This window comes from Rahnella sp. R3(2024), assembly GCF_042920125.1.
Taxonomy (GTDB): Bacteria; Pseudomonadota; Gammaproteobacteria; order Enterobacterales; family Enterobacteriaceae; genus Rahnella; species Rahnella rivi.
The window spans coordinates 3,450,686-3,464,910 of record NZ_JBHGBU010000001.1; the positions used below are offsets into that span (position 1 = coordinate 3,450,686).

General features: G+C 50.4%; 11 protein-coding genes. 4 read left to right on the forward strand and 7 right to left on the reverse strand.

Annotated elements, in window-relative coordinates:
* Positions 1-64 precede the first annotated feature (64 nt).
* The 5 genes from asnB to nagB form a co-directional block, all read right to left on the reverse strand.
* Complete coding sequence (gene asnB / locus ABSH60_RS15540) at positions 65-1,729, reverse strand: asparagine synthase B (RefSeq protein WP_056771545.1); 1,665 nt, start codon at positions 1,727-1,729, stop codon at positions 65-67.
* Between the two features lie 349 nt (positions 1,730-2,078).
* Entirely contained in the window at positions 2,079-2,831 is a 753-nt protein-coding gene (locus ABSH60_RS15545; protein ID WP_056772017.1) for an HAD-IIA family hydrolase, read from the reverse strand.
* A gap of 57 nt (positions 2,832-2,888) precedes the next feature.
* The gene (locus ABSH60_RS15550; RefSeq protein WP_390974681.1) at positions 2,889-4,112 is read right to left on the reverse strand and encodes an ROK family protein; all 1,224 of its coding nucleotides are present in this window, start codon (positions 4,110-4,112) and stop codon (positions 2,889-2,891) included.
* Positions 4,113-4,132: 20 nt separating this feature from the next.
* Complete coding sequence (gene nagA, locus ABSH60_RS15555) at positions 4,133-5,272, reverse strand: N-acetylglucosamine-6-phosphate deacetylase (protein ID WP_056771549.1); 1,140 nt, start codon at positions 5,270-5,272, stop codon at positions 4,133-4,135.
* 84 nt (positions 5,273-5,356) lie between these two features.
* Positions 5,357-6,157 carry a glucosamine-6-phosphate deaminase gene (nagB, locus tag ABSH60_RS15560; protein ID WP_056771552.1) on the reverse strand — a complete coding sequence of 267 codons (801 nt, stop codon included), beginning with the start codon at positions 6,155-6,157 and terminating at the stop codon, positions 5,357-5,359.
* Positions 6,158-6,554: 397 nt separating this feature from the next.
* Between nagB and nagE the strand changes: the two genes are divergently transcribed.
* From nagE to chiQ, 4 genes are all read left to right on the forward strand, one after another.
* Positions 6,555-8,507, forward strand: a complete 1,953-nt coding sequence (nagE, locus tag ABSH60_RS15565) for a PTS N-acetyl glucosamine transporter subunit IIABC (RefSeq protein WP_056771555.1) — start codon at positions 6,555-6,557, stop codon at positions 8,505-8,507.
* A 224-nt stretch (positions 8,508-8,731) separates the two neighbouring features.
* Complete coding sequence (glnS, locus tag ABSH60_RS15570; RefSeq protein ID WP_056771557.1) at positions 8,732-10,402, forward strand: glutamine--tRNA ligase; 1,671 nt, start codon at positions 8,732-8,734, stop codon at positions 10,400-10,402.
* Positions 10,403-10,870: 468 nt separating this feature from the next.
* Positions 10,871-12,283, forward strand: coding sequence for an OprD family outer membrane porin (locus tag ABSH60_RS15575; protein WP_238485296.1), 1,413 nt, complete (start codon positions 10,871-10,873; stop codon positions 12,281-12,283).
* Positions 12,284-12,296: 13 nt separating this feature from the next.
* Positions 12,297-12,638, forward strand: a complete 342-nt coding sequence (chiQ, locus tag ABSH60_RS15580; RefSeq protein WP_122096114.1) for a ChiQ/YbfN family lipoprotein — start codon at positions 12,297-12,299, stop codon at positions 12,636-12,638.
* Between the two features lie 138 nt (positions 12,639-12,776).
* Here the strand turns inward: chiQ and fur are convergent, their stop codons facing one another.
* The gene (gene fur / locus ABSH60_RS15585; RefSeq protein ID WP_013576469.1) at positions 12,777-13,232 is read right to left on the reverse strand and encodes a ferric iron uptake transcriptional regulator; all 456 of its coding nucleotides are present in this window, start codon (positions 13,230-13,232) and stop codon (positions 12,777-12,779) included.
* 314 nt (positions 13,233-13,546) lie between these two features.
* Complete coding sequence (gene fldA / locus ABSH60_RS15590) at positions 13,547-14,074, reverse strand: flavodoxin FldA (RefSeq protein WP_056771565.1); 528 nt, start codon at positions 14,072-14,074, stop codon at positions 13,547-13,549.
* Positions 14,075-14,225 lie beyond the last annotated feature (151 nt).

Genomic DNA, 14,225 nt, shown 5'->3' on the forward strand with positions numbered 1-14,225 from the left:
TTACCCATAAAAAAATGGGCCAAAAGTGGCCCATTAATGAAGGGAAGAGTAACCCTGGAATCGATTATTTGTAGGCAGACTGGTGTACGCCCACCGCACGGCCAGAAGGATCGTCCATGTTTTTGAACGCTTCATCCCACTCGATGGCTTTCGCAGAAGAACAGGCCACTGAAGGGCCGCCAGGCACGCATTCTGCCGCGCTTGGAACCGGGAATAACTCTTCAAAAATCGTACGGTACAGGTAGCCTTCTTTCGAGGTCGGGGTGTTGTACGGGAAACGGAAATGTGCAGTTTCGAGTTGTTGATCGGTGATCTGCTGAGCAGCCACTTCTTTTAACGTATCGATCCAGCTGTAGCCCACACCATCAGAGAATTGCTCTTTCTGACGCCATGCAACGCTGTGTGGTAAATAGGACTCGAAACATTCACGCAGGATATGTTTCTCCATTTTGCCGTTGCCGCACATCTTGTCTTTCGGGTTCAGTCGCATTGCCACGTCGAGGAATTTTTTGTCCAGGAACGGTACGCGGGCTTCAACGCCCCAGGCAGACATCGCTTTGTTGGCGCGGGCACAATCATACATATGCAGGGCCAGCAGTTTACGCACGGTTTCTTCGTGGAATTCTTTGGCGTTTGGTGCTTTATGGAAGTAAAGGTATCCGCCCAACACTTCGTCGGCGCCTTCACCCGACAGCACCATTTTAATGCCCATCGCTTTGATTTTACGCGACATTAAGTACATCGGCGTCGAAGCGCGAATGGTGGTGACGTCATAGGTTTCGATGTGATAAATCACGTCGCGAATTGCATCCAGCCCTTCCTGCACGGTGAAATGAATTTCATGGTGCACGGTGCCTAAATGCGTTGCCACTTCTTTGGCAGCGCGTAAATCGGGTGAACCTTCCAGTCCGACAGCAAAGGAGTGCAGTTGCGGCCACCAGGCTTCGCTTTGATCTTTGTCTTCAATACGACGACCGGCAAATTTCTTGGTAATCGCAGAAATGACCGAGGAATCAAGACCACCGGACAGCAACACGCCGTAAGGCACGTCAGACATCAGGTGACTTTTTACAGACTCTTCCAGCGCATCTTTCAATGCTTTGGCATCCGTAACGTTGTCTTTGACGTTGTCAAAATCGAACCAGTCGCGATGATAATATTCGCGGATCTCACCGTCCTGGCTCCACAGGTAGCTGCCCGCCGGGAATTCTTTGATCGTGCGGCAAACCGGCACCAGCGCTTTCATTTCTGACGCCACATACATGTTGCCGTTTTCGTCATAACCCATGTACAGCGGAATGATACCCAGATGATCGCGGCCGATCAGGTAAGCGTCTTTTTCTGTGTCATAAAGAATAAAGGCGAACATGCCTTGCAGGTCATCGAGGAAGTCATGACCTTTTTCCTGATACAGCGCCAAAATCACTTCGCAGTCTGAAGCTGTCTGGAATTCATACTTGTCGCCTAACTCAGCGCGCAAAGCCTGATGGTTGTAGATTTCGCCGTTTACAGCCAGAACGTGGGTGTGTGCTGCGTTGTACAGAGGCTGTGCACCGTTGTTGACGTCGACAATGGACAGACGCTCATGCGACAAAATCGCTTTATCGCTGGCAAATACGCCGGACCAGTCGGGTCCGCGGTGGCGCATCAGGCGCGAAAGTTCCAGCGCTTTTTTGCGCAGCTCGACGGAGTCAGTTTTGATATCGAGCACACCGAAAATTGAACACATAAGTCTTTCTCCCTAACGTTTCTCTGGCTGTCATTTTTATGAGGGTCAACGTTGCCGGTCTTTCTGTTTGAGTCTGGCGATGTTGCGTTGCTGACTATGAAAATGCGTCAAAACCCCCATCCTGTGCAAGCGGTTTAATGCTCTTCTGACAAATAGTCTGTTAACCAGTGCAGATCTTTAGCGGATTATTGGTTTTTAGATGTTTTTATTGATGAATCATCAATTTTATCGCGAAATATTGACGGGCATGCAAAAAATGAGAAAAGAGGAGATAAAACAAGCAACAAGACAAAAAAAAGCGAGCCAGAACAAAAGTCAGGGCTCGCTTTCAAGGACTTAAAGGACGTCGTTAAATGATATCGATGTCAGCGACAGAAGGATAAATCCAGGTCGGCCGGAACGGCATGCCTTCAATATCATTGAGCGTTGAAACGCCGGAGAGCACCAGAATAGTTTCCAGACCGGCCTGGAAGCCCGCCAGAATGTCGGTTCGCAGATTGTCACCCACGATCACCGTGCCATCGGAGTGCGCCTGCATTTTGTTCAGCGCTGAGCGAATGATCCATGGGCTCGGTTTACCGACATAAAAGGGTTTGCGGCCAGTGATTTTTTCGATAGGCGCGCACAGCGCACCGCAGGCCGGGGTAAATCCGTGGCCGTGGTTATCCGGGTTCGTGGCAATAAAGCGTGCGCCGTTTGCAACGAAGAACGCCGCTTTATGGATCATATCCCAGTTGTAAGAACGGGTTTCGCCGACGATCACAAAATCAGGATTGATGTCAGTAATGGTGAAACCGGCTTTATACAGTTCGTGGATCAGCGCACCTTCGCCGACCACGTAGGCTTTTTTGCCTTCCTGACGTTTCAGGAAATCTGCGGTCGCCATAGCGGAGGTAAAGAAAGCGCTTTCCGGCACGTCAAGACCGGCCGCACTGAAGCGATTTGCCAGATCCTGCGCGGTTTGAGAAGGGTAGTTGGTGAGAATGACCAGAGGCATTCCCTGTTCCTGAATACGGGCGAGAAAACGATCGGCGCCGGGTACTGCGGTATTGTCGTGCAACAGCACGCCATCAATGTCACAGATAACATTCTTTATAGTCATGATTTCCAAACCCACTTTTCCAGCTCCATTTCTGGCAGCCAACAACTATAGCACGTCTTAATTTTCCAGCAGACGCTGCAAAAGAACGCCATTGAGCATGGCACGTTTGACCAGTGCAAAAGCGCCAATCGCCGACTGATGATTCAGGGCCGATGTCACCACCGGCAGGTTGCGGCGAAAATCTTTCAGAACCTGCGCATTAATGCAGTTTTGAATCGCAGGCAGCAGGACTTTATCGGCCTCAGTAATTTCACCGGCGATCACCACTTTTTGCGGATTAAACAGGTTGATGGCAATCGACACGGCTTTTCCCAGCTGACGGCCTACGTGGTCGATCACTTCCGTCGCGAGGGCATCGTGGCGATTTGCCGCTTTGCAAATAGCGGAAATCGAACAGTCATTGAGGCTGAGTTTGCTGGCATAGCCTTGTGTGAGCAGATGACGCACGCGATTTTCGATGGCCGCGTTGGCAGCAACAGTTTCCAGACAGCCAAAATTCCCGCAATGGCAGCGTTCACCCAACGGGTCGATCTGAATGTGGCCGATCTCGCCCACATTTCCGTTACTGCCCAGAAAAATCTGCCCGTTAACAATAATTCCCGCGCCGGTACCGCGGTGCAAACGAACTAAAATGGAGTCCTGACAGTCGCGGGTTGCACCGAAATAGTGCTCAGCGAGCGCCAGACTGCGGATATCGTGGCCAACAAAACTGGTGACTTTGAAGCGGGCTTCGAGCGCGTCCACTAATTTCCATGCGCCGACGCTGATATGCGGCATGTAACGGACGATACCTTTGTTGGGATCAACCAGGCCGGGAAGGATGACGGAAATCGCAATCAGCTCGCGGATTTTGCGCTGGTTCAGCTCGATAAATTGCGAGATTGCCTCAAAGAGCGCGTTCTCAAGGGTTTCCTGAGTGCGTTCCGGCAGGGCGTAATGCTGTTCGGCCAGTGATTTGGCGCTGAGATCGTAGAGCGTAATCGTCGCATCGTGGCGACCAAGGCGTACGGCGATGGTATGAAAAGGGCGGGTTTCGGTAATGATCGAAATCGCGCGACGGCCCCCGGTGGACGCCTGTTGTTCCACCTCTTTTATGAGGCCACGCTCAAGTAACTGTCGGGTGATTTTGGTCACACTGGCGGGCGCAAGCTGGCTCATGTCGGCAATCTGAATGCGCGAAATGGGCCCCTGTTGATCAATCAGGCGGTAAACCGCCGCGCCGTTTAACTGCTTAACCAGATCAACGTTGCCGATTTGTGCCTGCTGTCCGCCAGTTGTCATCAATGCTGTTATCCGCTCAATTAAACTTCGTCACCGTTAACGATAGTTTTTGTGATTTTAAAATCATGAGTGAACGCGGTGAGGTTGGCGACTTTGCCTGCTTCGATGCTGCCTAACTGGTCGTCGAAACCGATAGCGCGTGCCGGATAAAGTGACGCCATACGCAGCGTTTCATCCAGTGCGATGCCAACATGTTCGACGCTGTTCTGTACCGCTTCGATCATGGTCAGGGCAGAGCCGCTCAGTGTTCCGTTCTCGTCCACACAGAGTCCATCACGGTAGTATATTGTTTTACCGGCAAAAATGAACTCATCAATGTTGGCACCTGCTGGCGCAGTGGCATCTGTGACCAGCACCAGCTTGTCACCTTTGAGCTTTTTCGCGTTGCGGATATTCGCCCAGTCAACGTGCAGACCGTCAGCAATCACGCCGGTATAGACTTCAGGTGTATCGAAAATTGCACCAATCAGGCCAGGCTGGCGGCCGGTAATGGCAGGCATTGCATTATAAAGGTGCGTAGCGAAGGAGATACCCGCGGCGAAACCGGTGCGCGCCTGCTCATACGTTGAATTGGAATGTCCCGCGGACACTACAATCCCTGCATCACGCAGCTGGCGAATGTATTTTGCATCGACCTGTTCAGGTGCCAGCGTCAGCTGGGTAATCACTTCGGCATTTGCACACAGGAAATCAATCATTGCGCTGTCTGGCAGGCGGATAAAGGCCGGATTATGGGTGCCTTTTTTCTCCGGGCTGAGATAAGGCCCTTCAAGGTGCAGACCCAGTGCCTGATTAGGGTATTTTTCCAGATAAGTGCGCATCACGCTGATACCGTGTTTCATGTAGTCATCGCTACAGGTGATCAGCGTCGGTAGGAAACTGGTACAGCCAGATTTTTCGTTGGCTTTCTGCATGATCTCTAACGTTTCTACCGAAATGGCTTCCAGAGAATCGTTGAACTGCACGCCGCCGCAGCCGTTAAGCTGCAGGTCGATAAATCCGGGAGCAAGAATGGCACCGTCCAGATCGCGGGTTTCCACATTTTCTGGCAGCTCGCTGAGCGGGCAGACACGTTCGATTTTGCCATCAGCAATCACGACCGCGTGGTTATCCAGAACGTCATGACCGGTATAGATCCGGCCGTTAATCAATGCGTACATCATGCCCCCTAGTACGTTTGCCCTGCTCCAGTCGCGCGGCCGCTGCGGTGCTGCAACGCGACTGGCTTCGGGCATAATGTTTAGTTAAAGATTTTTCATATTTTCCGCTTCTAACTCGCGGAAATATTTAACAGTTTTGACTTTAAGCTCCATGGTGGACGGCTCGTCACACACCATAACGGCTTTCGCGTGCAGTTGCAGGCAGCTGATGGTCCACATGTGGTTAATGTTACCTTCAACAGCGGCTTCAAGCGCCTGCGCCTTCGCGTGGCCGGTCACCAGGATCATCACTTCTTCCGCATCCAGCAGTGTACCTACGCCAACGGTCAGGGCGTATTTTGGCACCTGAGACACGTCGTTGTCGAAGAAACGGGAGTTCGCAATGCGGGTTTCATGAGTCAGCGTCTTGATACGCGTGCGGGATGCCAGTGAAGAAGCCGGTTCGTTAAACGCGATATGGCCATCATTGCCTACGCCGCCCATGAACAGGTTAATTTTGCCGTAGGATTTAATTTTTTCTTCGTACTTGCGGCATTCTTCATCGATATCTGGCGCATTACCATTCAGCAGATTGATATTTTCACTTGGGATATCAACGTGATCAAAGAAGTTTTTGTACATGAAGGTATGATAGCTCTCAGGGTGTTCCTGCGGCAGGCCAACATATTCATCCATGTTAAAGGTCACGACGTTTTTGAAGCTAACCTGGCCTGCTTTATGCATAGCGATAAGGTGTTTGTAAGCTTCAAGCGGGGTACCACCGGTAGGAAGACCGAGAATGAAAGGGCGCTCAGCAGTGGGTTTGAAGGCATTGATGCGCTCAACGATATGGCGCGCAGCCCATTTGCCGACTTCAGTGGTGGTATTTAAAGGAATAAGTCTCATCACGTACCTCTTGATTTCAGAATATTGAATATACTGTTCATACCCTTAGTCGAAACTGAAGACCTTGGGACATGTGTAGACAAAACAAAAGCAAAAGTTCTTCGATTCAAAGGCGGTCTTGTTAAGCGTAAACCACCGTGAAAGTTTATGGCTGGCACAATACCGTCTAGATTTTTTTAATAATAAAATAAGTTTTGTGTGTTGACCAGTCTGATGGCATGTTATCACCTCTTTTTGGTGACAATTATCACAAAAAGAGAGGTTTTAATTTGCGATACGAAATAATCTTTTTACACTCGCAGAGCAGTTGGTTAAATCGGAACGGTAAACAGTAAAGGTAGTAACCATACTAATTAAACTACTTAGGTGATTCGCCTGACGGCGGATAGGGGGAAATGTGAATATTCTTGGATTCTTTCAGCGTTTAGGCAGAGCGCTACAGCTGCCGATAGCCGTACTGCCGGTCGCTGCGTTATTGCTGCGCTTCGGTCAGCCTGATCTTCTTAACATGCCTTTCATCGCGCAAGCCGGTGGCGGGATTTTCGATAACCTGGCGCTGATTTTCGCCATCGGTGTGGCGTCCAGCTGGTCTAAAGACAACGCAGGTGCCGCAGCATTAGCAGGCGGCATCGGTTACTTCATCCTGACCAAAGCGATGATCACCATTAACCCGGCCGTTAACATGGGCGTGCTGGCCGGTATTATCACCGGTCTGGTGGGCGGTATGGTTTACAACCGCTGGTCTGATATCAAACTGCCTGACTTCCTGAGCTTCTTCGGTGGGAAACGTTTCGTTCCTATCGCAACCGGCTTCTTCTGTCTGGTTCTGGCCGCCATCTTCGGTTACGTCTGGCCTCCGGTGCAGGATGCTATCCGCGCCGGTGGTGAGTGGATCGTGGGCGCGGGTGCATTCGGTGCCGGTATCTTTGGTTTCGTTAACCGTCTGCTGATCCCAACTGGTCTGCATCAGGTACTGAACACCATCGCATGGTTCCAGATTGGTGACTTCACCAACGCTGCAGGCACTGTGTTCCACGGTGACATCAACCGCTTCTACGCGGGTGACGGCACGGCGGGGATGTTCATGTCCGGCTTCTTCCCAATCATGATGTTTGGTCTGCCAGGTGCAGCATTTGCGATGTACTTCGCAGCGCCTAAAGAACGTCGTCCATTGGTTGGCGGTATGCTGGTGTCCGTTGCGGTTACGGCGTTCCTGACCGGTGTCACCGAGCCGTTAGAATTCCTCTTCATGTTCCTCGCTCCGCTGCTCTATTTAGTGCACGCCATCCTGACCGGGATCAGCCTGTACGTTGCCACGGCGCTGGGTATTCATGCCGGCTTCTCCTTCTCTGCGGGTGCGATCGACTATGCGTTGATGTACAACCTGCCAGCGGCAAGTAAAAACGTCTGGATGTTGCTGGTGATGGGTGTGGTCTTCTTCATCATCTACTTCGTGTTGTTCAGTGTGATCATCCGTATGTTCAACCTGAAAACGCCGGGTCGCGAAGATGACACGGTAGACATGGGTGCACCGGAAGCGAACAGCAATACAGAAGAAGGTCTTAACCAGCTGGCGCTGAGCTACATCGGTGCGTTGGGCGGTTCTGATAACTTCAAAGGGATTGATGCGTGTATTACCCGTCTGCGTCTGAATGTAAAAGATGCGGGTACGGTTGACGATGCTGCCTGTAAGCGCCTTGGTGCATCGGGTATCGTTCGTCTGAATAAACAAAGTATTCAGGTTATTGTGGGTGCAAAAGCTGAATCTCTGGCCGATGCCATGAAAAAGGTGATTGCCCGTGGTCCGGTTGCTGCCGGTGTGGCAACTGCCGCCCCAGTCGCCATGAGCAACGCTGCCCCTCAGGCTGTGCCAAACACAGTGAAAACGGTGGTTGAAACCCTGGTGTCTCCGGTCACTGGTGACATCGTGGCGCTGGATCAGGTACCTGATGAAGCCTTCGCCAGCAAAGCCGTTGGTGATGGTGTCGCCATTCGTCCTACCGGTAAAATCGTGGTATCGCCTGCTGCGGGTACTGTAGTGAAAATCTTCAACACCAATCATGCGTTCTGCCTGGAAACTGTTTCTGGCGCTGAAATCGTGGTTCACATGGGGATTGATACGGTTACGCTGAACGGTCAGGGCTTTACCCGCCTGGTCGAAGAAGGTGCCACTGTGACAGCCGGTCAGCCTGTTCTGGAACTGGATCTGGATTATCTGAATGCCAATGCGCGCTCAATGATTAGCCCGGTCGTCGTCAGCAATATCGATGATTACACCGGTGTCAGTGCACTGGCGAGCGGCTCAGTTGTCGCGGGTCAGACCAAGCTGTTCGACATTCAGGGCAAATAATTTTTTGACTGAGTGAGGCGGTGTCAGTCACCGCCGCTGCTGAAAATGTCGTTACAGCGATAACAAAACGGGAAGAGAGCGATCTCTTCCCGTTTTTTATTGTTTTCGGACAGCCTGTGAGGGGATAACCACGATTTAATGCAACTAACGGTTGTTTCCCGACGTGGCTTGTTGGAACATAAGCGGTTATCCGTAGAGTCAATGTTGCGTAGAGGAATTGCACAATGAGTGAGGCTGAAGCCCGCCCAACAAATTTTATCCGTCAGATTATTGATGAAGATCTGGCGACCGGGAAACACAATACCGTTCACACCCGTTTCCCGCCTGAGCCTAATGGCTATTTGCATATCGGCCATGCAAAGTCTATCTGCCTGAACTTCGGCATTGCACAAGACTATCAGGGTCAGTGCAATCTGCGTTTTGACGATACCAACCCGGCAAAAGAAGACATCGAATTCGTTGAGTCTATCAAGCACGACGTCCAGTGGCTGGGCTTCGACTGGAGCGGTGATATCCACTACTCTTCAGACTATTTCGATCAACTGCACGCTTACGCGCTGGAATTGATCAACAAAGGTCTGGCTTACGTTGATGAACTTTCCCCCGACCAAATTCGCGAATATCGCGGTTCCCTGACTGCGCCGGGTAAAAATAGCCCGTACCGCGATCGCTCCGTGGAAGAAAACATCGCGCTGTTTGAAAAAATGCGCAACGGTGAATTCGCTGAAGGTGCGGCCTGTCTGCGTGCCAAAATCGATATGGCATCGCCATTCTTCGTGATGCGCGATCCGGTTATCTACCGTATTAAGTTCGCTGAGCATCATCAGACCGGCACAAAATGGTGCATCTACCCGATGTACGATTTCACCCACTGCATTTCCGATGCGCTGGAAGGGATCACCCATTCGTTATGTACGCTGGAATTCCAGGACAACCGCCGTCTGTATGACTGGGTGCTGGATAACATCACTATTCCATGCCATCCGCGTCAGTATGAGTTTTCCCGTCTGAATCTCGAATACTCCATCATGTCCAAGCGTAAGCTGAACCTGCTGGTGACCGAGAAGATTGTAGAAGGCTGGGACGACCCGCGTATGCCGACTGTTTCAGGTCTGCGCCGCCGTGGTTATACCGCTGCATCGATCCGTGAATTCTGCCGTCGTATTGGCGTGACCAAGCAAGACAACAACGTCGAAATGATGGCGCTGGAATCCTGCATTCGCGACGATCTGAACGAGAACGCACCGCGCGCCATGGCTGTTATCAATCCGGTTAAAGTGATCATTGAAAACTTTACCGGTGATGACGTGCAACAGGTGAAAATGCCAAACCATCCGAGCAAGCCGGAAATGGGCACCCGCGACGTTCCTTTCACCCGTGAGATTTACATCGATCAGGCTGATTTCCGCGAAGAAGCTAACAAGCAGTACAAGCGTCTGGTGCTGGGCAAAGAAGTGCGCCTGCGCAATGCGTATGTGATCAAAGCGGAACGCATTGAGAAAGATGCCGAAGGTAATATCACCACTATCTTCTGTTCTTACGATATCGACACGCTGAGCAAAGATCCTGCTGATGGCCGCAAGGTGAAAGGGGTGATCCACTGGGTTTCCGCCACTGAAGGTAAGCCAGCAGAATTCCGTCTGTATGACCGTCTGTTCAGCGTAGCGAACCCCGGTCAGGCAGAGGATTTCCTGACCACCATCAATCCGGAGTCTCTGGTTATCGCTCAGGGCTTCGTTGAGCCTTCTCTGGCAGGGGCGCAGGCTGAAGTCAGCCTTCAGTTCGAACGTGAAGGTTACTTCTGTGCCGACAGCCGCTATTCCAGCGCGGAGCATCTGGTGTTTAACCGCACCGTCGGTCTGCGCGATACCTGGGAAAGCAAACCGGTCGCCTGATTGAAGTCAGACTTATTTTTAACGCAGCTTCGGCTGCGTTTTTTTATGCCTTAAGCAATATTGAAATTGATTTCTGTCGCGAATTAATGTGTTTATGATGCTCACTTTTTAGCGGCTCTGATTAAATATTGCTGAAAGCTGAAACGTGTAAACCACAGACTTATCCTTTTTAATTATTTGATTTTTAATTGTTTTCACTTTTTCCCTCGCTTTAATTCCCACAAAGTTCTTTCTGTAATACTTTTTCATCTTTATGTGCACTTTGTCATATTTCAGAGATCAATGATGAATTACTCATTGATAATTCGCGTCGCGAAAAATACTCTACCCTTGCTTTTACGGTGACGTCTCTGACGCCCGCTTTTAATACCCGTTTGGGTTTTGCAGTTACTTTTTAGTCAAAAATGAGGAATTTCTATGCACAAGCACCTTAACCGGGGCAGGGGATCGGCTTATCTGAAACCTGTGATGTATTCTCTGGCCGGCACCTTATTGGGTGGCGGATTAATGTTTTCTGAAGAGGCAAACGCGGCGGGCTTTATTGATGATTCGACGCTCACCGGTGGCGTGTATTACTGGCAGCGCGAACGTGATCGCAAAGATCTGAATAAAACCAAAGAAGAAACCCGCCCCGACGGCTCTAAAGTCACCGTCAACAATCCTGACTACGACAAGTACGCCACTAACCTTTCTCATGCCACCGCCAACCTGAATCTGGATTTCTCCTCCGGTTATGCGTGGGATATGTTCGGCATCGACGTTGCGGCTTTCACGGCAATTGAAATGGCCGAAGCCAGCGACAGCGGCCACCCGAACGAAATTGCATTCTCCTCAAAAAATCACGCCTACGATGAAGATTACTCTGGCGATAAAGGCGGAGTCAGCCTGTATAAAGCTGCCGGTAAGTTTAAGTACGGCGGCTTCTGGGGCCACGCGGGTTACATTCAGCCGACCGGCCAGACCCTGATTGCGCCGCACTGGAGTTTCATGCCTGGCACGTATCGCGGCGCAGAAGCCGGATATAAACATGATTTCGGCGAGCCGGGCGAACTGAGTTTCTCCTACATGTGGGCGGATGAATATAAATCACCGTGGCACCTGGAAATGGATGATTTCCGCCAGAATGATAAAAAAACCGGTGTTTCCTATATTCACTCGCTGGGCGCGAAATACGACTTCAAAAATGATCTGGTGCTCGAAGCCGCCTATGGCGAAGCGGAAAGCTACGTCGATCAGTATTTCGCTAAAGCCTCTTACAAAATGGATCTGCTGGGTAACCCGCTGACCACCAGCTACCAGTTCTACGGTGCAGAAGACCGCATCAGTGATAAAAACGATCCTAACAGTTTGTACGACGGGCTGGCATGGTTGCAGGCTCTGACGTTCGGTTATACCACCGGCCAGTTTGACTGGCGTCTGGAAGGGACGATGGTCAAGGCGGAGGGGAATCAGGGCTACTTCCTTCAGCGTATGACCCCAACGTATTCCTCGTCCAATGGTCGTCTCGATGTGTGGTGGGATAACCGTTCCGACTTCAACGCCAACGGCGAAAAAGCGGTATATGCCGGTGTTTTATATGATCTGGCGAAATGGGATCTGCCGGGCTTCGCGGTCGGCGGTTCTTATGTTTATGCATGGGATGCCAAGCCAAGCACCAATGCGGCTTATGACCAAAGCCAGCGTCTGAAAGAAAGTGCGTGGAGTCTGGATGCGCTTTACACCCTTCAGGAAGGGCGCGCCAAAGGCACGTTGTTCAAATTGCATTACACCCAGTATGACAACCATTCAGATATTCCGAGCTGGGGCGGTGGTTACGGCAACATCTTCCAGGATGAAAAAGATGTGAAATTTATCGTTATCGCTCCATTCACTATTTTCTGAGGTCACTATGTCGATGAATAAATTACTGCTGATCGTGACCACGTCTTTATTGCTGGCCGGTTGTTCCCAGACGTCAGGGCAGGCAGAAGATGCCAGACTGCGCAAGGCTTACAGCGCCTGCATCAACACTGCCGAAGGCTCGCCGGACAAACTTGCATCCTGCCAGGCGGTTCTTAACGTTCTGAAGGAAGAGAAAGCTCACCAGCAGTTTGCACAACAGGAAACGGTACGCGTGCTGGATTACCAGCGCTGCCTGACGGCACGCAAAACCGGTGACGGGCAGGCTTACGCCGCCGATTGTGGAAAAATCTGGAAGGAAATTAAAGCCAATAACTCACCCGCGCCTGTGCAGTAGACCTCATTAATTACCTGAAGGTGAGACAGAAAACCCCGGCTTGCCGGGGTTTTTTATGTCTTTCATAGCTGATAAACGGGCATAAAAAAACCGCTTTTCAGCGGTTAATTTTAGGTCGATATCAACGAGCCCGGCAGATTACTGCGCAGGTTTATCATTGTGCAAAGAGTCATCTTCGCGGCAGTCGCCTGCTTCACAGTGGCCGTACAGGTACAGGCTGTGGTTGGTCAGTTTGATACCGTGTTTTTTAGCAATTTCGCGCTGACGACCTTCAATATATTCGTCGCGGAATTCAATAACACGGCCACAATCTAAGCAAATCAGGTGATCGTGATGGTGTTGCTGAGTCAGTTCGAACACGGACTTGCCGCCTTCGAAGTTATGGCGGGTCACGATACCGGCGTCATCAAACTGGTTCAGAACGCGGTAAACCGTCGCCAGACCAATCTCTTCACCCATATCAATCAATTGTTTGTACAGATCTTCCGCACTAACGTGATGACCTTCCGGCGCTTGCAACACTTCCAGGATTTTAAGGCGCGGAAGCGTGACTTTTAAGCCGGCTTTCTTCAGTGCGGTGTTGTTGTCAGTCATGCGGATTCAGTCCTGTTACTATGTGCTAATCAAGTTGAGGCATGGAGCCTGTGGCATCAGCGGCACAAAATTCTTCGATTAGGATCCTTCTTTTAACGGAAGTGTGCCGATCCCCTAAACGATAGCCTGTTAATAAAGATCACTAAATGCCAGTCACATAAGACAATGCAACGACTTGATCGATAGAAAAAACAGATGAACTCAGTGTACCTTGATACCACCGAAAGTAACAATTTTGTTGTGGCTAAATTGTTAATTTCAGTAATAGTTTGGCCCTTCAATTGTAGAATAAATCCTCAGGGCCAACAGGGTTTTTAGCCAATAATTTCTGAAAGGCTCAATTCTTCAGTAATTTGCTTAACCCAGGCGTCAACGCGCTCATTGGTTAATTCCGGCTGACGGTCTTCATCAATAGCCAGTCCGATGAAATGTTTATCATCTGCCAGACCTTTGGATGCTTCGAAGTGATAGCCTTCGGTTGGCCAGTGACCCACAATCACCGCGCCGCGTGGCTCAATGATGTCGCGCACGGTGCCCAGCGCATCACAGAAATATTCTGCGTAGTCTTCCTGATCGCCGCAACCAAACAGCGCAACCAGCTTACCTTCGAAATCTATCTCTTCCAGGCTTGGGAAGAAGTCGTCCCAGTCACACTGAGCTTCACCGTAATACCAGGTTGGAATACCGATCAGCAAAATATCGAATTTTTCCAGATCCTCTTTGCTGCTCTTCGCAATGTCATGCACCTCTGCAACATCTTTACCCAGTTGTTTCTGGATCATTTTTGCGATGTTTTCGGTGTTACCTGTATCGGATCCAAAGAAGATTCCTACTACGGCCATAAGATGTCTAACCTCTTGTTCTCAATGATAAGCCCTACATTGCAGGCAATAATAGTGCTGATAATAGCAAACTCGTGAGGCGGAGAATATGCTTCTGCTCGCCTTCTTAACTGACGAATAAGTTTATCGGGCAATCTTTTTAAGTGGTATC

Excerpts from the sequence above, each read along its gene's own strand:
- asnB (WP_056771545.1), bottom strand. The coding sequence starts at position 1,729 with ATGTGTTCAATTTTCGGTGTGCTCGATATCAAAACTGACTCCGTCGAG.
- ABSH60_RS15545 (WP_056772017.1), bottom strand. The coding sequence starts at position 2,831 with ATGACTATAAAGAATGTTATCTGTGACATTGATGGCGTGCTGTTGCAC.
- ABSH60_RS15550 (WP_390974681.1), bottom strand. The coding sequence starts at position 4,112 with ATGACAACTGGCGGACAGCAGGCACAAATCGGCAACGTTGATCTGGTT.
- nagA (WP_056771549.1), bottom strand. The coding sequence starts at position 5,272 with ATGTACGCATTGATTAACGGCCGGATCTATACCGGTCATGACGTTCTG.
- nagB (WP_056771552.1), bottom strand. The coding sequence starts at position 6,157 with ATGAGACTTATTCCTTTAAATACCACCACTGAAGTCGGCAAATGGGCT.
- glnS (WP_056771557.1), top strand. The coding sequence starts at position 8,732 with ATGAGTGAGGCTGAAGCCCGCCCAACAAATTTTATCCGTCAGATTATT.
- ABSH60_RS15575 (WP_238485296.1), top strand. The coding sequence starts at position 10,871 with ATGTATTCTCTGGCCGGCACCTTATTGGGTGGCGGATTAATGTTTTCT.
- chiQ (WP_122096114.1), top strand. The coding sequence starts at position 12,297 with ATGAATAAATTACTGCTGATCGTGACCACGTCTTTATTGCTGGCCGGT.
- fur (WP_013576469.1), bottom strand. The coding sequence starts at position 13,232 with ATGACTGACAACAACACCGCACTGAAGAAAGCCGGCTTAAAAGTCACG.
- fldA (WP_056771565.1), bottom strand. The coding sequence starts at position 14,074 with ATGGCCGTAGTAGGAATCTTCTTTGGATCCGATACAGGTAACACCGAA.